The sequence below is a fragment of the Kitasatospora sp. NPDC091207 genome, from assembly GCF_044768625.1.
Classification (GTDB): domain Bacteria; phylum Actinomycetota; class Actinomycetes; order Streptomycetales; family Streptomycetaceae; genus Kitasatospora.
The window spans coordinates 78,071-97,865 of record NZ_JBIVVS010000026.1 but is presented as its reverse complement, the minus strand read 5'-3'; the positions used below and the strand labels follow the sequence as shown (position 1 = coordinate 97,865).

Annotated in this window: 15 protein-coding genes and 2 riboswitches; of the genes, 6 read left to right on the top strand and 9 right to left on the bottom strand. The window is 74.0% G+C overall.

The features are described from left to right. Positions 1–38: 38 nt before the first annotated feature. The gene (locus tag ACIQTO_RS31560; protein WP_402395250.1) at positions 39–953 is read right to left on the bottom strand and encodes a TIGR03620 family F420-dependent LLM class oxidoreductase; all 915 of its coding nucleotides are present in this window, start codon (positions 951–953) and stop codon (positions 39–41) included. Between the two features lie 190 nt (positions 954–1,143). Here ACIQTO_RS31560 and ACIQTO_RS31555 point away from each other — a divergent pair, with 190 nt between their 5' ends. Then, positions 1,144–1,791, top strand: coding sequence for a TetR/AcrR family transcriptional regulator (locus ACIQTO_RS31555; protein WP_402395248.1), 648 nt, complete (start codon positions 1,144–1,146; stop codon positions 1,789–1,791). A gap of 40 nt (positions 1,792–1,831) precedes the next feature. Here the strand turns inward: ACIQTO_RS31555 and ACIQTO_RS31550 are convergent, their stop codons facing one another. From ACIQTO_RS31550 to ACIQTO_RS31540, 3 genes are all read right to left on the bottom strand, one after another. Beyond that, entirely contained in the window at positions 1,832–3,001 is a 1,170-nt protein-coding gene (locus tag ACIQTO_RS31550) for a magnesium and cobalt transport protein CorA (protein ID WP_402395246.1), read from the bottom strand. Between the two features lie 391 nt (positions 3,002–3,392). Beyond that, positions 3,393–3,566, bottom strand: a riboswitch (M-box (ykoK) riboswitch). 156 nt (positions 3,567–3,722) lie between these two features. Then, positions 3,723–4,676 (bottom strand): RimK family alpha-L-glutamate ligase, encoded by a 954-nt coding sequence (locus ACIQTO_RS31545; protein WP_402395243.1) that lies wholly within the window; start codon positions 4,674–4,676, stop codon positions 3,723–3,725. Between the two features lie 162 nt (positions 4,677–4,838). Then, positions 4,839–5,432 (bottom strand): histidine phosphatase family protein, encoded by a 594-nt coding sequence (locus tag ACIQTO_RS31540; RefSeq protein WP_402395241.1) that lies wholly within the window; start codon positions 5,430–5,432, stop codon positions 4,839–4,841. 157 nt (positions 5,433–5,589) lie between these two features. After that, positions 5,590–5,685: riboswitch (cobalamin riboswitch) on the top strand. A 60-nt stretch (positions 5,686–5,745) separates the two neighbouring features. Between ACIQTO_RS31540 and ACIQTO_RS31535 the strand changes: the two genes are divergently transcribed. Both ACIQTO_RS31535 and ACIQTO_RS31530 read left to right on the top strand, forming a co-directional pair. Then, the gene (locus ACIQTO_RS31535; RefSeq protein WP_402395238.1) at positions 5,746–5,970 is read left to right on the top strand and encodes a CbtB-domain containing protein; all 225 of its coding nucleotides are present in this window, start codon (positions 5,746–5,748) and stop codon (positions 5,968–5,970) included. Between the two features lie 17 nt (positions 5,971–5,987). Next, positions 5,988–6,755, top strand: a complete 768-nt coding sequence (locus ACIQTO_RS31530; RefSeq protein WP_402395233.1) for a CbtA family protein — start codon at positions 5,988–5,990, stop codon at positions 6,753–6,755. 181 nt (positions 6,756–6,936) lie between these two features. Here ACIQTO_RS31530 and ACIQTO_RS31525 read toward each other — a convergent pair whose 3' ends face one another. Then, the gene (locus ACIQTO_RS31525) at positions 6,937–7,962 is read right to left on the bottom strand and encodes a hemolysin family protein (protein ID WP_402395230.1); all 1,026 of its coding nucleotides are present in this window, start codon (positions 7,960–7,962) and stop codon (positions 6,937–6,939) included. Next, entirely contained in the window at positions 7,959–9,326 is a 1,368-nt protein-coding gene (locus ACIQTO_RS31520; RefSeq protein WP_402395228.1) for a hemolysin family protein, read from the bottom strand. Before ACIQTO_RS31520 ends, ACIQTO_RS31525 begins: the two co-directional genes overlap by 4 nt. Before the next feature lie 331 nt (positions 9,327–9,657). Between ACIQTO_RS31520 and ACIQTO_RS31515 the strand changes: the two genes are divergently transcribed. Continuing rightward, positions 9,658–11,019 carry an MFS transporter gene (locus ACIQTO_RS31515; RefSeq protein WP_402395311.1) on the top strand — a complete coding sequence of 454 codons (1,362 nt, stop codon included), beginning with the start codon at positions 9,658–9,660 and terminating at the stop codon, positions 11,017–11,019. Between the two features lie 98 nt (positions 11,020–11,117). On the opposite strand, the gene ACIQTO_RS31510 is transcribed toward ACIQTO_RS31515, so the two are convergent. Further along, positions 11,118–11,915 carry a metal-dependent hydrolase gene (locus tag ACIQTO_RS31510; protein ID WP_402395225.1) on the bottom strand — a complete coding sequence of 266 codons (798 nt, stop codon included), beginning with the start codon at positions 11,913–11,915 and terminating at the stop codon, positions 11,118–11,120. Between the two features lie 220 nt (positions 11,916–12,135). Continuing rightward, positions 12,136–12,774 (bottom strand): TetR family transcriptional regulator, encoded by a 639-nt coding sequence (locus ACIQTO_RS31505; RefSeq protein WP_402395222.1) that lies wholly within the window; start codon positions 12,772–12,774, stop codon positions 12,136–12,138. A gap of 80 nt (positions 12,775–12,854) precedes the next feature. Here ACIQTO_RS31505 and ACIQTO_RS31500 point away from each other — a divergent pair, with 80 nt between their 5' ends. Continuing rightward, a complete protein-coding gene (locus ACIQTO_RS31500; RefSeq protein WP_402395219.1) occupies positions 12,855–13,796 on the top strand; it encodes an oxidoreductase in 942 nt (313 codons plus the stop codon). Between the two features lie 289 nt (positions 13,797–14,085). Continuing rightward, positions 14,086–17,643 carry a DNA polymerase III subunit alpha gene (gene dnaE, locus ACIQTO_RS31495; RefSeq protein WP_402395216.1) on the top strand — a complete coding sequence of 1,186 codons (3,558 nt, stop codon included), beginning with the start codon at positions 14,086–14,088 and terminating at the stop codon, positions 17,641–17,643. A gap of 10 nt (positions 17,644–17,653) precedes the next feature. Here dnaE and ACIQTO_RS31490 read toward each other — a convergent pair whose 3' ends face one another. Then, complete coding sequence (locus ACIQTO_RS31490) at positions 17,654–19,660, bottom strand: PE-PGRS family protein (RefSeq protein WP_402395213.1); 2,007 nt, start codon at positions 19,658–19,660, stop codon at positions 17,654–17,656. Positions 19,661–19,795: the final 135 nt, after the last annotated feature.

Below are 19,795 nucleotides of genomic sequence, written 5' to 3'. Positions count from 1 at the left end.
GCGCAGTGCTCCGGGCGCGGCCGGGGCCCGGGCGGGTGTCAGTGCAGCAGGGCCGGGGCGAGCTCGCGCCACTCGCGGTCCGGCAGGGCCGCCGGGTCCGCGGTGAGGACCTGGACGCAGACGTGGTCGGCGCCGGCCTCCAGGTGCTCGCGGACGCGGTGGCGGATCGTGTCGACGTCACCGTGGGCGACGATCGCGTCGACCAGGCGGCGGCTGGGGCCGCCCACGATGTCCTCGTCGCCGAAGCCGAGCCGCCGCACGTTCGCCTGCTGGTGGGCCGCCATCGCGACGTAGCCGGCGACGTGGGCGGTGGCCACCTCGCGGGCCCGGGCCGGGTCGGTGTCCAGGACGACCGCCTGCTCGACGCCGAGGAAGGCATCGGGCCCCATCGCCGCCCGGGCCTTGACGGTGTGTTCGACCGGGACGAAGTACGGGTGCGCGCCCCAGGTGCGAGCGGCGGCCAGTTCGAGCATGCGCGGTCCCAGTGCGGCCAGGACGCGGCGCGGTGCCGGATCCGGCACCGGACCGTGCGCGGGCACGGCGTCCATGGCATCGAGGTAGGCGCTCATGGTGGCCACCGCCCGCCCGCGGGCCGGCATCGGATAGCCGTCGACCCGGTGGACGGTGTCGTCCACCCGGTGACCACCGAGGCCGAGCAGGTACCGGCCCGGGAAGGCCTCGCCGAGGGTACGGGTCGCGGTCGCGGTGGCGATCGGGTCACGGAAGGCGATGTTGGCGATGCCGGACGCGACGGTGATCCGCCGGGTCGCCGACAGCAGCAACCAGGCCTGGCCCACGGTGTCCCGGCCGAACGCCTCGCCGAACCAGATCGCCCCGTATCCCGTCTCCTCGACCTCCGCGGCCGCCTCGCGGACCCGACCGGCCGGCTGCCCCTCGAAACCGAAGGTCCAGATCCCGACCCGACCGAGACCGTTCCGTGCGTCATCCGTCATCGGTGCTCCTCGCAACTGTGTCGAACTCGGCCGGGGGCGCGGGGCCCCCGGACCGGCCAAAGGCGGGCAGGCTTTCCGGAGAGGTTCTCCGGTTCGCCTCGGCCTACAATACGGAGCACTTCTCCGTTTGACTACCGATCAGAACCGGTCCGGGACCACCCGATCAGGACCGAGGGCGAGGATCCGACACATGACCGCAGCTCGGCGCACCGACGCCCGCCGCAACCGGGAGCTCCTGCTCGCCGCCGCCCACGAGGCGTTCGGCGAGTCGGGGCCCGAGGCTTCGCTCAACGACATCGCGCGCCGGGCCGGCGTCGGACCGGGCACCCTCTACCGGCACTTCCCCACCCGGGCGGCCCTGCTGGCGGCCGTCCTGCAGGAGCGCGTCGACCGGCTCTGCGCCCGGGCCGAGGAACTCGCGGCGAGCCGGCCCGCCGACCGGGCGCTCGCCACCTGGCTGCGCGCCTTCGTCGCCCACGCCCGCGTCAACCAGGGCCTCGGCGGCGCACTGCTGCTGGAGGCTCCCGACGCGCCGGGCACCGACGACTGCCACCGGCGGATCGAGAACGCGGCCGCCACCGTACTGACCCGCGCCCAGCGGGACGGCTCGGCCCGACCGGACCTCTCCCCCGACGACCTCCTCCGGCTGACGCTCGGAATCGCCGTCACCAACGCCCGCCGGGGCCCGGAGGACGAGGCCCGCGTCGAACGGCTGCTCGCCCTCGTCCTGGACGCCACCCGGACACCGGCCCCCACTCCGCCCCCACCCCCGAGCACGGAGACGGGGGCGGCGACGGCGACGGCAACGGTGACGGGCGGCTGGGACGGGCAACGGTGACGGGCGGGCGGGACGCCGGGCGCACGCCCCCGGGAGTGCCTCAGAGCCAGTTGCGCCGCTTGAACACCAGGTAGAGCCCGGTGCAGACCAGCGCCATCAGGCCGATCGCGAAGGGATACCCGAAGGCCCACTTGAGCTCGGGCATGGCCACGAAGTTCATGCCGTAGACGGTGCCGATCAACGTCGGCGCGAAGAGGATGGCGGCCCAGGAGGAGATCTTCTTGATCTCGTCGTTCTGCACGTGCCCGGCCTCGGCCAGCTGCTTCATCTCCTCGTTCTGCCGCTGCGACACCAGCGTCGCGTTGACGGTGAGGATGTTCTGCAGCATCTGCCGGAAGCCGTCCACCCGCTCGGCGGCGTAGGTGGCGTGGTCGGCGACGTCACGCAGGTAGCGCTGGAGCTCGTCGTCGGTGCCGTACTTGCCGAAGCCCGCCTCCAGGCTCTTCATGATCTCCAGCAGCGGACGGGTGGCCCGCTGGAGCTCGATCACCTCGCGGGAGAGTTCGTAGATGCGCCGGGAGACCTGCGGGTCGCCGCCGAACACCTCGGTCTCGATCTCGTCGATGTCGTGCTGCAGACCCGCGATCACCGGCGCGTAGCCGTCCACCACGGCGTCCAGCACCGCGTAGAGCACCGCCTCCGGGCCGAGCGCGAGCAGCTCCGGGTCGTCCTCCAGCCGGCTGCGCACGGCGGAGAGGTCGGGCGCCTGTGAGTGGCGCACGGTGAGCACGAAGTCGGGGCCGACGAAGAGGTGGATCTCGCCGAAGTCGACCTCCTCCACGTCGTCCAGGTAGCGGGCCGCGCGCAGCACGACGAACAGCGTGTCGCCGTAGCGCTCCAGCTTCGGCCGCTGGTGGGCGACGATGGCGTCCTCGACCGCCAGCTCGTGCAGGTTGAACCGCTCGGCGGCCTCCAGCAGCTGGGCCTCGGCGGGCCGGAACAGCCCGATCCAGGCCATCGTGCCGGGCTTGCCGGGCAGTTGGCGGTAGATGTCGGCCAGGCTGGCGGCCGGCTCGACCCGGCGGCCGTCCCGGTAGACGGCCGCCTCCACGACGGAGCGCTCCAGCGTGACGGGCTCGACGGGCTGGTCGGGCCTCGGGTCCATCGAGTGCTCGGGCGCCGGGTGGTGACCGCCGCCGTGGGCGGGGTTGTCGGAACGGGAGAACGGACGCTTGCTCGCGCGCACGGCGCGCACACGCCAGTCGGACATGGCGGGGTACCTCCACGGTTCGGTGTCCGCCGCTCCCCCGGGACCGAGGTCGCCGGGAGCTGGGCGGGTGGGAGACGCCCGGCCGGCCTCCACCGCGCACGGCGCCCGGCCGCGCGGTGGCCCGTCGTCAGCGACGGGCGGTACGGCTGCGCGGGGCGGGAGCGGTACGGGAGGAGGGGTGCCGGGAGCCTGGGGAGCGGGGGCCGCGGGCGGTGGCGGCCGGAGGAGCGGAGGACGTGCCTGGGCAGGGCCGACTTCGGCCCGGACTACTGGAATCCACAGCTCTCACCTCCTCGCCGTCGGGGCGCCCGGCCCCGGGTCGCCGTTACCGGGCCTTCAGGGAGCGGATCACACCGTACGGCCGAGGGCACACGAGCCCCGCCGGAACGGGTGGGCACCCCTGATCTCGTCAGAGCTTTGGCACGCCACGGCGTAGCACCCGGGGGTGCAGCCACTTGGGGTCACCCCTTAGGCCGGGGAGACCTGTCCTGAACCTGGGCGTCTCTCGACGTCGTGGGGTCAGTGGCCTGTGTCCGTGGCGACGCCTCACCGAACGAGGTGCCTGCACAACTGTGCCGAGTGTAGTACCCGCGCACCCCTGCCTCCGACCAGGGCCCGGCCGCGGGGGCGCACCGCGCCGCCGGACGGCCGTCCGGCGCGGGCGGGCGCGGGCGGGCGCGGGCGGGCGCGGGCGGGCGCGGGCGGGCGCGGCCGTGTGCCGCTACTGCGGCGCCAGGTGGGCGGCCACGTACGGGACGGCGACCGACTCCAGGCCGCCGACGGTGCCGAACTGCGGGTGGACGTTCACCTCGAAGACCACGCCGCCGCTCTCGGCCGCGAGGTCGACGCCGGCCAGCGGAAGGCCCAGGGACTTGGTCGCGGAGATGGCCAACTCGGCGAGTCCGGCCGGCAGTTCACTCTCGGGCAGGACGGTCGAGACGGCGCCCCGGCTCTCGTTGCAGGGCGCGTCCGGATCCGGCTGGACGTGCTCCACCGCGCGCACCACGCGGCCGTCGAGCACCACCACCCGGTACTGGTGGCGCCGGCCGTCCGCGGTGAAGTTCCGGGCGTCGCGGGCGATCAGCCAGTCGGCTCCGGCCTCGGCGTAGTAGCGGGCCGCGGCGGCGAGTTGCGCCTCGGTGGTGAGGTGGAAGACGTCATTGCCGCCCATGCCGACGGTCGGCCGGGCCCAGACGTCACCGCCGAGACGCTCGAACGCCTCGGCGACGGCCTCCCGGCTCGGCCGGGAGAACGCGAGGGTGGGCATGTGCGGGACGCCGTCCCGGGCGAACCGCTCGACGGTGCGGTCCTTCTCGGTGGCCGCCCGCCAGGCGTCGACGCCGGTGCCGAGCGAGCGGGCGCCGTGGGCGTGGAGCAGCCGCTGGCAGGCCTCGAAGTCGCGGCGCCGGTGCGGCGGGATCTCGTAGACGATCACCGCCTCGGCCGTCACCGCGGGGCCCTCGCCGGGCACCTCCAGCCGCGGGGCGTCATCCCCGCCGGGACCGGTGGGACCACCCGCACCGGTGATCCGGCCGGTGCCGCCGGTCATGAAGTGCCGCGCGTCGAGCAGGACGGGCTCCCTGCCGGTGAGCGCCCGGACGGCGGTGGACAGGATCTCCCGGCTGCCCTCGGTCGAGCTGTGATCGGTCATCAGAACGAGCTCGCGTCGGGCCATGCCGCCATGGAACAGCCGCCCGCCCCTCCCCGACAAGACCGCGTCCCGCGCCGGTGCGCCCCGGGATGGCCGAAACCGGCCTCGCCCGGCCGTGACCGGGCCCGGCGCCGTGCGGCCCGGAGTCCCGGCCCGGAATCAATGGCCCGAAGTCACGGCCCGACGTCACACCGGATCGGGCCCGGCACCCCGGTCCGGACCGAGGCCGGCGCCCAGCCGGACGTTCCACCGGCCGGCCCGCCCGCTGAGGTCGGTGGCCGTCAGCGGCGGGACGTCGAGCCGCCAGAAGGCCGTCGCCGGACCGCCCAGCGCGTGGACGACCGCGGCCCGGACGAGCTCCGGCTCCACCACCGCCAGCACGCGCCCGCCGCCGTCCGCCAGCGTGTCCAGCCACCCCGCGACGCGGTCGCGGAGCCCGGCCAGCGACTCCCCGCCGGGCGGGGCCGCGGCCGGGTCGGCGAGCCACCCGGCCACCGCGTCGGGCTGCTCGGCGGCGACCTCGTCGAGCGTCCGGCCGCGCCACGCGCCCATCGCCCAGCCGGCCGGTGCCTCGCCCGGAGCACCGAGCCCGAGGGCCTGTGCGGTCTGCCGGCAGCGCGGCGACGGCGACACGAGGACGCGGCCGGTGGCCGGCAGGGCCCCCGCGGCCGCCCGAGCGGCGGCGAGTCCGCGGGCGTCCAGGTCCGACGCGTCCTCGAACCGTGCCGACCGCAGCGCCGCGGTCGACGCCGGTGAGATCAACGTCACCCGTACGGTCATGCTGGAACCCCTTCGTCCACTATCCGCACCGCGAGGGCGCGGCCGTGCGCCGCCACCCTCGCCCCGGCGGACGGATCCGCGCCCCGGACCTCGCCGCACGCCCTTGGCCGGACGCCCACCAGGCGGTACGGTCGCGGGCGTTGTGACGACGGTGCGAGGAAGCCGGTGAGACTCCGGTACGGTCGCGCCACTGTATGCCGCCCGGCACCGCTCCCCCCGACCAGGGGTGTGCGGGGCCGGCGGTGAGTCAGACCCCGAGCCGTCGTCTGTGCTCCACCGATTGGGACGCGAGTTTCCCCAAGGAGGTTCAGCCATGGCTTCGTCCATCGCCACCCCGCTCTCCCCCGCCGCCGGCTCGGCTCCGGCCCCCATCCCCGTGCGGGCCGTCCTGCCCTGGGCGGCGTTCTTCGGCATCCTGATGCTGGTGCTGCTCTACTTCGTCGGCGCCGAACAGGGCGCCACCTCCCTCATCTCCGGCGAGAACGTCCACGAGTGGGTCCACGACGGGCGCCACCTGCTCGGCTTCCCCTGCCACTGAGACGAGGAAGCACCCCCGTGAACTCCAGCACCGTCAGATCCCTGCTGGTGCGCGGCATGCTGGCCGGCCTCGCGGCCGGCCTGCTCGCGCTCCTCACCGCCTACTTCCTCGGCGAGTCCCACGTGGACGCCGCCATCGCCTTCGAGGAGGCGCACTCCGCCCACCACGGCATGGACATGGAACCGGAGCTCGTCAGCCGGTCCCTGCAGTCCACCGCGGGCCTGGCGACCGGGATCCTCCTGTTCGCCGTCGCCATGGGCGGGATCGCCTCGCTCGCCTTCTGCTTCGCCCTCGGCCGCATCGGGCGGTTCGGCGCCCGCGCGACCGCGGTCGTCCTGTCGCTCGGCGCGCTGGTGACCGTCTACCTCGTGCCGTTCGTCAAGTACCCGGCCAACCCGCCGTCCGTCGGCGACCCGGACACCATCGGCAAGCGCACCCTGCTGTACTTCCTGATGCTGCTGCTCGCCGTGCTCCTCGCGGTGGCCGCCGTGATCGCCGGCAAGCGTCTGGCACCGCGGCTCGGGAACTGGTACGCCTCGGTCGCGGCGGGGGCCGGCTTCGTGCTGGCCGTCGGCCTGGCCTATGCCCTGCTGCCCACCATCGACGAAGTCCCCGAGGAGTTCCCCGCCACCCTGCTGTGGCAGTTCCGCCTCGCGGCCCTCGCCATCCAGGTGGTGCTGTGGAGCTCCTTCGGCCTCGTCTTCGGCGAGCTCGCCGAGCGGGTGCTGAAGCCCCGGCCCGCCACCGCCCAGGTACCCGCCCGGGCCGCCGCGGCCGTCCAGTAGGCCCCGGCCGTCCCCGCGGCCCCACCGTCGGTCGGCGCCGCGGCAACCCCGCCGGGCCGCCCGACACCGGCCAGTTCGACGCCCGACAGCCCGACAGCCCGCCCCGGATCGTCCGGGGCGGGCTGTCGTCGTTCCACCGCGAGGTCGGCGCCGGGCAGGCGGTCCGCCCGCCCGCCGCGCGCTACGGCCGCGCGGGCGCCGGGCGGACCAGCTCCTTGAGCACGTCCTCCATGGTGACCAGGCCGGACGCGGTGCCGTCGGCGGCGATCGCGGCGGCCAGGTGGGTGCCGGAGCGGCGCATGGCGGTCAGCACGTCGTCCAACGGGGTGGACTCGGGGACGCGGGCGATCGGGCGCAGCGCGCGGGCCGGGAAGGGCCGGTCACGGGCGCCGTCCTGTTCGAGGGCGTCCTTGATGTGCAGGTAGCCGAGCACCGTCCGGTCCGCGTCCAGGACGGGGAACCGGGAGAACCCCGTCCGGGCGGCGAGCTGCTCCAGCTCCACCGGCGTGGTGGCGGGGCCGGCGAAGACGATCTCCTCGCGGGCGGTGACCACCTCCGAGACCGGGCGGGAGCCCAGTTCCAGGGCGTCCCGCAGCAGTTCGGTGTCCCGGTCGCTGAGCAGCTCGGCGTCCGAGGAGTCCTTGACCATGCGGGCCAGCTCCTCCTCGGTGAACACCGAGGCCACCTCGTCCTTGGGCTCGACCTTCAGCAGGCGCAGGATGCGGTTGGCGAAGGCGTTGATGGAGAACGCGATCGGCCGCACCGCGCGCGTCACCGCGACCAGCGGCGGCACCAGCAGGTAGGCGGCCTTCTCCGGCGCGGCCAGGGCGATGTTCTTGGGGATCATCTCGCCCAGCAGCATGTGGAGGTAGGTGGCCACGGTCAGCGCGACGACGAACGCGATCGGGTGGATCAGGGCGTCCGGGACGCCGGCGCTGTGCAGCGGCGGCTCCAGCAGGTGGGCGATCGCCGGTTCCGCGACCGCGCCCAGCACCAGCGAGGAGACGGTGATGCCGAGCTGCGCGGTGGCCAGCATCGCGGAGACGTGCTCCAGGCCCCAGATCACCGTGCGGGCGCGCCGGTCGCCGGCCTCGGCGCGCGGTTCGATCTGGCTGCGCCGCACCGAGATGAGGGCGAACTCGCCGCCGACGAAGAAGGCGTTGGTCACCAGGGTGAGCAGCCCGATGACGAGCTGGATCGCGGTCATCGGTTCTCCCCCGGGCGGCGTCCGGCGCCGTCGGTGCCGTGGTCCCCGGCGTCGGCGTCGGGTGCCGGGCCGGTGATGCGGACGCGCTCGGCGACGTGGTGCGCGACGGCCGTGACGTGGAGGGTCCAGCCGTCGGCCTCGACGGTGTCGCCGGGGACGGGGATGCGGCCGAGGCTATCGGCGATCAGCCCGGCGAGGGTCTCGTACGGGCCCTCGGTGTGGGGCAGGCCGACGGCGTCGAGCTGGTCGGTGCGGGTGATGCCGTCGGCGTCCCAGCGGTGGCGGCCGTCGCGGCCCTCGCCGAGGTCGATGAGGTCGGGCAGCTCGGCCGGGTCGTGTTCGTCGACGACCTCGCCGACGACCTCCTCGACGATGTCCTCCAGGGTGGCGATGCCGGCGGTCCCGCCGTACTCGTCGATGACCACCGCCATGGTCTCCTCACCGCGGAGCAGGTCCAGCAGGCGGTCGACGGTGAGCGTCTCGGGCACCAGCAGCGGTTCGGTCATCAGGTTCGCCACCGGGTGCAGGTGGCGCCGGTCGGCGGGGACGGTGAGCGCGTCCTTGATGTGGACCGCGCCGACGACCTGGTCCAGGTTGTTGCGGTAGACCGGGAAGCGGGACAGACCGGTGGCACGGGTGAGGTTGGCGACGTCGGCCGCGGTGGCGTGCTCCTCCAGGGCCCGGACGTCGACGCGGGGGGTCATCACGTTCTCCGCCGTCAGTTCGCGCAGGTTGAGCGAGCGGACGAAGAGTTCGGCGGTGTCGGGCTCTATCGCGCCCGCGCGGGCGGAGTGCCGGGCGAGCGCGACCAGCTCCTGCGGTGTCCGGGCGGAGGCGAGGTGTTCGGCGGGCTCCAGGCCGAGCCGGCGCACCACGTGGTTCGCGGTGTTGTTGAGGTGCCCGATCAGCGGCGAGAACGCGGCCGAGAAGTAGTACTGCGGGGCGGCCACCACCTTCGCGACGGCGAGCGGGCGCGAGATCGCCCAGTTCTTGGGCACCAGCTCGCCCGCGACCATCAGGACGACGGTGGACAGCAGGACCCCGAGCAGGATCCCGACGGTGTTCACCGCGCCGCTCGGCAGGCCCAGGGCCTCCAGCGGTCCGCGCAGCAGCGCGGCCACCGCCGGCTGGGCGACCATGCCGATCACCAGACTGGTGATGGTGATGCCCAGCTGGGCGCCGGACAGCTGGAAGGTGAGGCGCCGGGCGGCCTTCAGCGCGGTCGCGGCGCCGCGCTCGCCGGCCTCGGCGGCGCGTTCGAGGGCGCCCCGCTCGACGGTGGTCAGGGAGAACTCCGCCGCGACGAAGACCGCGCACGCGGCGGTGAGCACCAGCGCGAGGAGGAGCAGCAGGACGTCGGTCACCGTGCCACCCCCGCCCCGGTGGATGAGCTTGTCGTGACGGGAACAGCACGGTGAGAACTGGGAGGTTCGTCCATCGCGGGGTCCGCGACTCCTTCACTGCGACGAGGGTGGTCGGTTCGGCGGCGGCACGGTCCGGGGGGGACCGGTGGCCTGCTCTACAGGAGTGTAAAGGGTTGGCAAATCAGAGTGCCGTAAGGGCCCCACCCCGGGCGGCGCCGCCCGGAGCCACCCCGCGCAGGCCCCGCGCGGCCCGTCAAACATGTGCACAAGTACGCACATGTTGGCTACGATGAGGGCGTACCCGCACGACGCCGACCGGGGACGGGACCGCATGCCGGCCATCCTGCGCAACCGCACCTACCGCCACCTGTTCACCGCCCAGATCGTCGCCCTGGTCGGCACCGGGCTGGCCACCGTGGCACTGAGCCTGCTGGCCTACGACCTCGCCGGCGCGCACGCCTCGGCCGTCCTCGGCACCGCCCTGGCGATCAAGATGGTCGCGTACGTCACGATCGCCCCGCTCGCCGGCGCCCTGGCCGACCGGATACCGCGCCGGGCGCTGATGGTGGCCATGGACCTCACCCGGGCCGCCGTCGCGCTCACCCTGCCGTTCGTCACCCGGGTCTGGCAGGTCTACGCCCTGATCCTGCTTCTCCAGGCCGCCTCCGCCGCGTTCACGCCGACCTTCCAGGCCACGATCCCCGAGGTACTGCCCGCCGAGCGCGACTACACCCGGGCCCTGTCGCTGTCCCGGCTGGCCTACGACCTGGAGAGCCTCTTCAGCCCCGCCCTGGCCGCCGGGCTGCTGGCCCTGGTCTCCGCCGAGTGGCTGTTCGCCGGCACCGCCGCCGGCTTCCTCGCCTCCGCCGCCCTCGTGGTCTCCGCCGTGCTGCCCAAGCCGGCGCCCGTCGAGCGCGCCGGCGGCGTCTACACCAAGGCCGCCTTCGGCACCCGGCTGTTCCGGGCCACCCCCCGGCTGCGGGCCCTGCTCGCCCTGGACCTGGGCGTCGCCGCCGCCGGCGCCATCGTCTTCGTGAACACCGTCGTCCTGGTCCGTGACCACTTCCACCGGCCCGCAGGTGCCCTCTCGCTCGCGCTCGGCGCGTACGGCGCGGGCTCGGTCCTGGCCGCCCTCCTGCTGCCGCGGCTGCTCGGGCGGATCGGCGACCGCGCCGTGATGCTCCCGGCCGCCTTCGCGCTGCCCGTGGTCCTGGCGGCCGTCGCCGCCGTCACCGCCACCGCCCCCGGCGCCTGGTCCTGGGGAGCGGTCCTGGCCGCCTGGGCCATGATCGGCGCCGCCTGCTCGGCCGTCCTCACCCCGGGCGGCCGGGTGCTGCGCCGCTCCGCGGCCGACCCCGACCTGCCGGCCGCGTTCGCCGCGCAGTTCTCGCTCTCCCACGCCTGCTGGCTGCTGACCTACCCGCTGGCCGGCTGGCTGGCCGCCGCGGCCGGACTGCCGGCCACCGCCGCGGCCCTCGGCGCCGTCGCGCTCGCCGCGGCGACGGCCGCGACCGTCCTGTGGCCCGCCCGCGACGCCGCCGAACTCGACCACGTCCACGCCGACCTGCCGCCGGACCACCCCCACCTGAGCAACGCCCACCCGGCCGCCGGCGGCTGGCAGCACGGGCACCACTTCGTCATCGACCAGCACCACCACCGCTGGCCGGCGGCCGGCCGGGCCCGGACCGGCTAGCACGGCGCCGGGCCCGGCCGGGCGCCCGCCGAGCACGGGCACGGGCACGGGCACCGGCACCGGCACCGGCAGGGGCACCGGCGCGGGCGCCCGGCCGGTCAGCTGCCGAAGAAGCCGAGCGCCCCCAGCGCGCAGACCCCGCCCAGGCCCATGAAGACCGGCGTGAGCACCTTGATCTCGACCCAGCTGCCGGCCCGGAACCGCATGCCCTTCGGCGGCCCGACCGGGTACCAGCGCTTGCGCCCGATCGGGATCGGCCAGAACACCGGGCAGCCCGAGACGGTCAGCGCGTCCCCCAGGCAGTGCACCAGCGAGCCGAGCGCGATCGGGATGCCGATCCACAGGTACTGCTGCCCCGGCTGGTCGAACAGCCACTGCGAGCCGTTCCCCGGCTTGTCCAGGACGTCGGCCAGCACCCAGGCGCTGGTCGCGCCGAGCAGCCAGACCAGCACGTCGCTGGAGACCCGGGCATGACGCCACAGCAGGCCCTCGATCGCCAGCACCATGTGCACGAAGAGCACCGCCAGCACGCCCCACCGGCCGCCGTAGACCGCCACCGCGGCCGCGCCGGCGCCGCACAGCACAGCCCAGAGCCAGGTGTGGGTCAGCGTCCGGTGCCCGCCCGAGCGGCGCGGGTCGCCCTTCTTCCGGGTCGACCGGTAGGCCGCGTACGAGAGCTTGTCGATCACCTCGCAGAGCGTGCGCGACACCGGTCCGAACGCCCGGGATATGGTCGCCGCCTTGTGGTCGAGGTCCGGCGCCAGCGCGGCCCCCGCACAGATCAGCGTCCCCGCCAGCAGTACCGGCCAGGGCATCGGCTCACCCAGCCCCGCGGCGATCGCCCCCGCACCCAACCACGCCGCCGCGCCCGACAGCGCGTGCGCCGGTCCCATCATGAGCTGGCTCCCGTCCTCGTTCCCAAGCGCCCTCCACGAGGACGTGACGGGGCAGCAGCCTAGCCGTCCATGATCCACTGCTGTCGCCGGGCCGAACGGGGCAGGCTCCCGGCCCGCCCTCACGGCGCCACCGCGCCGGGCGGCGGCCGGGCAGGGACCCTGCGGCGGCCGCGAAGGCGGGGTCGGCGTCGCGGGGCGCGGGCCGGCGGCCCGGGACGAGTCAGGCGGACGGAGCCGGGCGGTCCGGCGGGGCGCCGACCGCGTCGAGCGCCGGAGCGATGACGGCGAAGGCCCGTCCGGTCAGCTCGACCGGGTCCTCGGCACCGTCGCTGTCGCTCCACCGCTGCAGCACGGCGTCGAAGGCGGCCAGTGCCGTCCCGGCCGCCAACCGCGGGTACAGATCGGTCGCGGGGTCGAGGTCCAGGCGGCGCGCCAGCTCCGCGGCCAGCTCCTCACACCACTGCGCCCGGCGCTCCAGGAAGCGGGCGAGCAGGGCCGGGGTGCGCAGGATCAGCTGGACCACCCGCAGCGCCCGGTCGGCGTGGTCACCGCAGGCCGCGACGGGGACGGACACCGCGTGCAGCAGCGCCACGGAGGGCGGCTCCGCGACGGGCCGGGCCGCCAGCTCCTCGTGGATACCCGCCCCCAGCTCCGCGAGGAACTGGACGACCACGTCCTCCTTGGACGCGAAGTACCGGAAGAAGGTCCGCTTGGAGACCCCCGCGGTCGTCGCGATCTCGTCGATGGTGACCGCGTCGAAGCCCTGCGACGCCAACAACTGGAGCGCGGCCTCGGTCAACTCGTTCGAGACGAGCCGGCGCTTGCGCTGGGCCATGGTGACGTCCGGGCGGGAACTCATCGGGCCATGGTAACCGCCTGCCTCCCATGGCACTCGGGAGCATGTTGACACCGAGTGACACCAACGGCAGCATGTGCCGCATGACAGCGCATCAGCAGTGGACGGCCGGGCAGATCCCGGACCAGACGGGCCGGGTGTTCCTCGTCACCGGCGCGAACAGCGGCCTCGGCCTGGAGACCACCCGGGCCCTCGCCGCCCGGGGCGCCCAGGTGATCCTGGCGGTCCGGGACGTGGCGAAGGGCCGGCGGGCCGCCGCCGGGATCACCTCCGAGCACCCCCGGGCCCGGCTCGCGGTGGGCCACCTCGACCTGGCCGACCTCGACTCCGTCCGGGCGTTCGCCGACCAGGTCCACGCCGACCACCCCAGGCTCGACGTCCTGGTCAACAACGCCGGCGTGATGGCACCGCCCCGGTCGCTGAGCCCACAGGGCCACGAGCTCCAGTTCGCCTGCAACCACCTCGGCCACTTCGCCCTCACCGGCCTGCTGCTCGACCTGCTGAGCGCCGGACGCGACCCCCGCGTCGTCACGGTGAGCTCGCTCAACCACCGGCGGGGGCGCCTTCGCTTCGACGACCTCGACGGCGAGCGCGGCTACGCGCCGATGGCCTTCTACAACCAGTCCAAGTTCGCGAACGCCGTCTTCGGCCGGGAGCTCCACCGGCGGCTGACCGCGGCGGGCAGCCCGGTGCGCAGTCTGCTCGCCCACCCCGGCTACACCGCCACCAACCTGCAGAGCGGTGCGCCGACCGGCCTGTGGCGGCTGCTGCTCGGCCGGATCGGCAACCCGTTGCTCGCCCAGCCGCCGGCCCGCGGCGCGCTGCCGCAGCTGTACGCGGCGACCGGCCCGGTGGAGGCGGGGGCGTTCATCGGACCGGACGGCCCGGCCGAGCTGCGCGGCGGACCGGCCCCGGTCCCGCTGTCCCCGGCGGCGGCCGATCCCGAGACCGGCCGCCGTCTGTGGGAGGTGTCGGAGCGACTGACCGCCGTGCGCTACCCGGATCCGGACCCGGCCTCGGCCTGACCGGTGCGGTCCAACCGGTCCGGTCGGTCGGCCTGGCAGCTGGAAGGAGTCGCGCCGGGTGACCGGCCGGCCCGAACGGTCGGTCGACCCGGGGCCGGGCGCCGCCGGAGGCCGGGAAGCGGCCCGCTGTCAAGGACCGGGGCCACGACACGCCGTCGGCACCGGTCCCGCCCGCCGACCCGCTAGCCTGGACGGCTTACCGCCCCGGAGCGCGCGCCCCACCCGCCTCCCCCGCCGCACCCCGGCGAAGCACCCCGCACCGCACCGCACCGACAAGGAGCTCATCGCCGTGTCCGACACGTTCGCACACCTGCACGTCCACACCGAGTACTCGATGCTGGACGGAGCGGCGAAGAACGGGAAGCTCTTCGCGGAGGCCGAGCGGCTGGGCATGCCGGCCATCGCGATGAGCGACCACGGCAACATGTTCGGCGCGTACGAGTTCTTCCACGCCGCCGTCAAGACCGGGGTGAAGCCGATCATCGGCATCGAGGCCTACGTCGCCCCGTCCTCGCGCTTCCACAAGAAGCAGGTGTTCTGGTCGCCCGGCGGCCAGCGCCCGGCGAGCGCGGACGGCGAGGGCGGCAAGGACGTCTCCGGCGGCGGCCGCTACACCCACATGACCATGTGGGCGCAGAACGCGACCGGTCTGCGGAACCTCTTCAAGCTCTCCTCGCTCGCGTCGATGGAGGGCTACTACATGAAGCCCCGCATGGACCGCGAGCTGATCGCGGCCAACGCGACCGGCATCATCGCCACCACCGGCTGCCCCTCGGGCGAGGTGCAGACCCGGCTGCGGCTCGGGCAGTACGACGAGGCCGTCAAGGCGGCCGGCGCCTACCAGGACATCTTCGGCAAGGAGAACTACTTCCTGGAGCTGATGGACCACGGCCTGTCCATCGAGCAGGACGTCCGCCAGGACCTGCTGCGCCTGGCCAAGGACCTGAACATCCCGCTGCTGGCGACGAACGACTCGCACTACGTCACCGCCGACCAGGCGGACGCCCACGACAGCCTGCTCTGCGTCGGCGTGGGCAAGAACAAGGACGACCCGAACCGGTTCAAGTTCAACGGCTCCGGCTACTACATCAAGACCGCCGAGGAGATGCGCGAGCTCTTCCGCGAACTCCCGGAGGCCTGCGACAACACGCTGGCGATCGCCGAGCGGGTCGAGTCGTACGGCGAGGTCTTCACCTACGTCGACCGGATGCCGCAGTTCGACGTCCCCGAAGGCGAGAGCCAGGCGTCGTTCCTGCGCAAGAAGATCTCCGCCGGGCTGCAGCTGCGCTACGGCGACAACCCGAGCCAGGAGGTCCTGGACCGGATCGAGCTGGAGATGGGCGTGATCACCCCGATGGGGTTCGACGCCTACTTCCTCGTGGTCGCCGACATCTGCCAGTACGCCCGGGACAACGGCATCCCGGTCGGCCCGGGCCGAGGCTCGGCGGCCGGGTCGATGGTCTCCTACCTCACCCGGATCACCGAGCTGGACCCGCTGGAGCACGACCTGCTGTTCGAGCGGTTCCTGAACCCCGAGCGCATCAACCCCCCGGACGTCGACATCGACTTCGACGACCGCCAGCGCGACCAGATGGTGCGCTACGTCACCGACAAGTACGGCTCCGCGTACACCGCGCAGGTCAACACCTTCGGCACGATCAAGGCCAAGGCCGCCGTCAAGGACGCCAACCGGATCCTCGGTTACCCGTTCGCGATGGGCGACCGGATCACCAAGGCGATGCCGCCGGACGTCATGGGCAAGGGCGTCCCGCTGGCGGACCTCTTCAACGAGAAGCACCCGCGGTACAACGAGGGCACCGAGATCCGCTCGCTGTACCAGAACGAGCCCGACGTCAAGAAGATCATCGACACCGGCCTCGGCATCGAGGGCCTGATCCGCGGCACCGGTGTGCACGCCGCCGCCGTCATCCTCTCCTCGACCCCGCTGCTCGACCTGATCCCGCTGCACATGCGGGACAAGGACGGCGTGATCATCACCGGCTTCGACTACCCGTCGTGCGAAGCCATGGGCCTGATCAAGATGGACTTCCTGGGTCTGCGGAACCTGGGCATCATCGACCACTGCATCAAGATCGTGAAGGCCAACCGGGGGGTGGACGTCGACATCGAGAAGATCGCGCTCGACGACCCCACCACCTACCAACTGCTCGCCCGAGGCGACACCCTGGGCGTGTTCCAGCTCGACGGCGGCCCCATGCGCGCCCTGCTCAAGCTGATGAAGCCCACCGAGTTCGCCGACATCTCCGCCGTCTCGGCGCTGTACCGGCCGGGCCCGATGGGCATGAACTCGCACACCAACTACGCCCTGCGCAAGAACGCCCAGCAGGAGATCATCCCGATCCACCCCGAGCTGGAGGAACCCCTCAAGGAGGTCCTCGGCCCCACCTACGGCCTGATCGTCTACCAGGAGCAGGTCCAGCGAGCCGCCCAGGTGCTGGCCGGTTACAGCCTCGGACAGGCCGACCTGCTGCGCCGCGCGATGGGCAAGAAGAAGAAGGAGGTGCTGGAGAAGGAGTTCGTCCCCTTCCACGCGGGCTGCAAGGAGCGCGGCTACTCCGACGAGGCCATCCAGGCGGTCTGGGACGTCCTGGTCCCGTTCGCCGGCTACGCCTTCAACAAATCGCACTCCGCCGCCTACGGCCTGGTCTCGTACCAGACCGCCTACCTCAAGGCCAACTACCCGGCCGAGTACATGGCGGCGCTGCTCACCTCGGTGGCGGACGACAAGGACAAGATGGCGGTCTACCTCGCCGAGTGCCGCCAGATGGGCATCAAGATCCTGTCCCCCGACGTCAACGAGTCCGTGGTCGACTTCACCGCCGTCGGCAGCGACGTCCGGTTCGGCCTGAAGGCCGTCCGCAACGTCGGCGTGCCGGTCATCGAGTCCCTGGTCAAGACCCGCAAGGAGAAGGGCAAGTACGCCTCGTTCCCGGACTTCCTGGACAAGGTCGAGCTGGTGGTGTGCAACAAGCGCACCGTCGACTCCCTGATCAAGGCGGGCGCCTTCGACTCCCTCGGGCACACCCGCCTGTCGCTGAGCACGGTGCACGAGACCGCGATCGACGCCGTCACCGGCCTGAAGAAGCAGCAGGCGATCGGCCAGGACGACCTGTTCGGCGCCCTGGACACCGGCGACGGAGCCGCGCCGGCCATCGGGCTGGACTTCGAACTGACCGACCGCGAGTGGCCGCGCCGGCAACTGCTCAGTCTGGAGCGGGAGATGCTCGGCCTGTACGTCTCCAGCCACCCGCTGGACGGCGCCGAGCACATCCTCTCCCGCAACCGCGACACCTCCATCGCCGAACTCCTCGGCTCCGGCCGCACCGAGGGCGAGGTCCGCCTCGCCGGCCTGATCACCGCCGTCGACCGCCGGATCAACAAGGCCGGCAACGCCTGGGCGATCATCACCCTCGCCGACCGCGACGGCTCGGTCGAGGTGCTGTTCTTCCCCGCCACCTACAATCTGATGGCCGATCAGATGATCGAGGACAACGTCATCTCGGCCCGCGGCCGGCTCAACGAGCGCGACGGCTCGCTGAGCATCTTCGGCCAGGAGATCACCACCCTCGACGTCTCCTCCGCCGAACTGGGCACCAAGCCGCCGGTACAGATCACCGCACCGCTCGGCAAGATCACCCCGACCGTGGTGGGCGAACTGAAGCTCGCCCTGCAGGCCCACCCCGGCGACGTCCCGGTCCGGCTGCTGACCACCAACTGGGACAAGGACACCCTCTACGAGCTCGGCTTCCTGGTGAACCCCGACAACGGCCTCGCCTCGGACATCAAGACCCTCCTCGGCACCAACTCCTGGGCGGGCACGCTGTAACGGGCGGCGTTCAGCCCTCCGGCCGGAGCGGCTTCCCGGCCTGTCGGCCCAGTGCGCGCAGCACCTGGACCGGCAGGCCCGGGTTCCCGGCCGCCGCCGCCGCGGTGTCGGGGTCACGCAGCAGGCCGAGCAGGACGGCGGCGGGCAGCCGGGGGTTCCGGGCGGCGGCGTGCCGGACCCCCGGACGCGGGTCGTCGAGCAGCCGGACCGCCGACGCCGCCGGGAGCCGCGGGTCGGACGCGGCCCGGTACCGCACCTCCTCGGCGGCGTCCCGGCCGAGCCGTTCGACCAGGTCCGCCGTCGACGCCGGATCGTCGAGGGCGAGCCGGCGCAGCCGCGGGTTCGGGTCGTCGGCGTACCGCAGGAGGCCCGCCCGGGGGAAGTTCGGGTGACCGTGCGGCCGGTCGGGCGTACTGAGGCTGCCGGTCCACCACAGCCACACGTCCAGCAGCAGCTCGGCCGGCGCGTCGTCACAGGACTCGGCGAGGAACAGCTGCACGACGCGGTCCTCGTCCCGGGCCAGGCGCGCGACGACGTCCGGCGGCAGGTGCCGGGCGCGGGCCACGCTCCGCCGCACCAGCGGGTGGGCGGAGGCCGCCAGGCGCCGCATCGCGCCCGGGTCGCCGTGGAGCGCCGTGACCCACCCGAGGGTCCGGCCGTGAAGGCTCGCATCGAACTCGACGCGCACCCGCGCGCGCTGCTCCTCGGTGAGGTCGGGCCGGACGGACACCTCGAAGCGGACGCCCTCGTCGGGATCCTCGGCAAGCCCGGCGACCAGGTCGCGGTCGAGGTACGGGTTCCGGGCGAGGGCACGGCGCCGGGCCGGATCGCCGTCGCGGACCAGTTCCTCGGCGAGGTCGCGCGCCAGCCGGCAGGACTCCACGGCGCGCTCCTCGAAGCCCTCGATGCCCGCGATGCCCTCGGGCGTCCCGGGTGCCTCGGGGCTCTCGGGCGTCCCGGGTGCCTCGGGGCTGAGCACCGACCGGGGCATCGGGTGCTCGCGGTACCGGTTCAGCAGGGCCTCCGCCCTGACCTTGCGGACGGGGTCGGCGAGCAGCGCACGCCGGGCCGCGCCGTCGAGGTGCGGCCGGCCGTGCCGACAGGCCACCGCGCGGACGGACCCGTCGGGGTCGGCGGCCAGCACCGCCGCCGTCGGGCCGTCGAGCCCGGGAAAGCGGGCCGCCTCGGCCCGGACCCTGGCCGACGGGTCGGCGGCCAGCCGCCGGACCGCGCTGCCGGGGAGTGCGGCCTGCCGGTCCGCCGCGATCCAGCTCATCAGCCACCGGCGCCGGTCGTTCGGCTCGTCGAGGATCAGGCGCGCCCACTGGTCGGCGGTAAGGCCGGACCGGTGCTCCGCGACGCCGCACCGCACCGTCCAGTCCGGGTGGCTCACGGCCGCGTCGACCGCTGCCTGGGGCAGCCCCGGCCAGGGCATCGCGGCCGGCCGGGACATCAGGCCGACCAGGACATCGGTCGGCGTGGCCGGATTGAGCGCCAGCCCGACCACCCAGGACTCGGCCGGCCATTCGGCCCCCTCGGCGAAGAGCGCCCCGTTCTCGACGGACGCCCAGACAGCGGCACGCTCCTGCGGCGTCTCACGGCCGGCCGTCCGGACCGCTGCCTCCCACCGCTCGTCGAACCGGTCCACGACGGTGAGCCGGACGCCGCCCCCGTCCGTGCCGACCGCCAGCAGCGTCCGGCCGTCCGCCGAGAGCGTCAGGAATCGTGCGCCCAGCACGCCGGCGAGGTCCCAGGCCCCGGCGAGCCGGACCGGCGTCCACTCCCCGGAGGCCTCGACCAGGAAGACACCGGACTCGTCGAGGATTCCGTGCCGTACCGCCAGCCGGTGCCACCGGGCGTTGACCTCGCCGACGTCGGACCGCACCACCGTCACCGGCCCGGGCCCGCCCGCTCCGACCATCCGCCACACCGCCCGGCCCGGCGGGACACCCACGTCCGCCCGGCCTCCCACCCGCTCCAGCCCGGCCCTGCGCAGCACCTCGCCCCCGGTTCCCATCCGCCCATCCTCTCCCGGGCCCCGGGGCGGGGGCGGGGGGGGGGGCCCGGGGGGGGGGGGGGCCCCGCGCCCGCGCGGGCGGGGGGGCGGGGCGGGGAAAGGGCCCCCCCCGGGGGGCGGGGGGGGGCTCAACCC

What these genes read in the sequence shown, in the direction of transcription:
- ACIQTO_RS31560 (WP_402395250.1), bottom strand. Translation starts at nt 953, where the DNA reads ATGACGGATGACGCACGGAACGGTCTCGGTCGGGTCGGGATCTGGACC.
- ACIQTO_RS31555 (WP_402395248.1), top strand. Translation starts at nt 1,144, where the DNA reads ATGACCGCAGCTCGGCGCACCGACGCCCGCCGCAACCGGGAGCTCCTG.
- ACIQTO_RS31550 (WP_402395246.1), bottom strand. Translation starts at nt 3,001, where the DNA reads ATGTCCGACTGGCGTGTGCGCGCCGTGCGCGCGAGCAAGCGTCCGTTC.
- ACIQTO_RS31545 (WP_402395243.1), bottom strand. Translation starts at nt 4,676, where the DNA reads ATGGCCCGACGCGAGCTCGTTCTGATGACCGATCACAGCTCGACCGAG.
- ACIQTO_RS31540 (WP_402395241.1), bottom strand. Translation starts at nt 5,432, where the DNA reads ATGACCGTACGGGTGACGTTGATCTCACCGGCGTCGACCGCGGCGCTG.
- ACIQTO_RS31535 (WP_402395238.1), top strand. Translation starts at nt 5,746, where the DNA reads ATGGCTTCGTCCATCGCCACCCCGCTCTCCCCCGCCGCCGGCTCGGCT.
- ACIQTO_RS31525 (WP_402395230.1), bottom strand. Translation starts at nt 7,962, where the DNA reads ATGACCGCGATCCAGCTCGTCATCGGGCTGCTCACCCTGGTGACCAAC.
- ACIQTO_RS31515 (WP_402395311.1), top strand. Translation starts at nt 9,658, where the DNA reads ATGCCGGCCATCCTGCGCAACCGCACCTACCGCCACCTGTTCACCGCC.
- ACIQTO_RS31510 (WP_402395225.1), bottom strand. Translation starts at nt 11,915, where the DNA reads ATGATGGGACCGGCGCACGCGCTGTCGGGCGCGGCGGCGTGGTTGGGT.
- ACIQTO_RS31505 (WP_402395222.1), bottom strand. Translation starts at nt 12,774, where the DNA reads ATGAGTTCCCGCCCGGACGTCACCATGGCCCAGCGCAAGCGCCGGCTC.
- ACIQTO_RS31500 (WP_402395219.1), top strand. Translation starts at nt 12,855, where the DNA reads ATGACAGCGCATCAGCAGTGGACGGCCGGGCAGATCCCGGACCAGACG.
- ACIQTO_RS31490 (WP_402395213.1), bottom strand. Translation starts at nt 19,660, where the DNA reads ATGGGAACCGGGGGCGAGGTGCTGCGCAGGGCCGGGCTGGAGCGGGTG.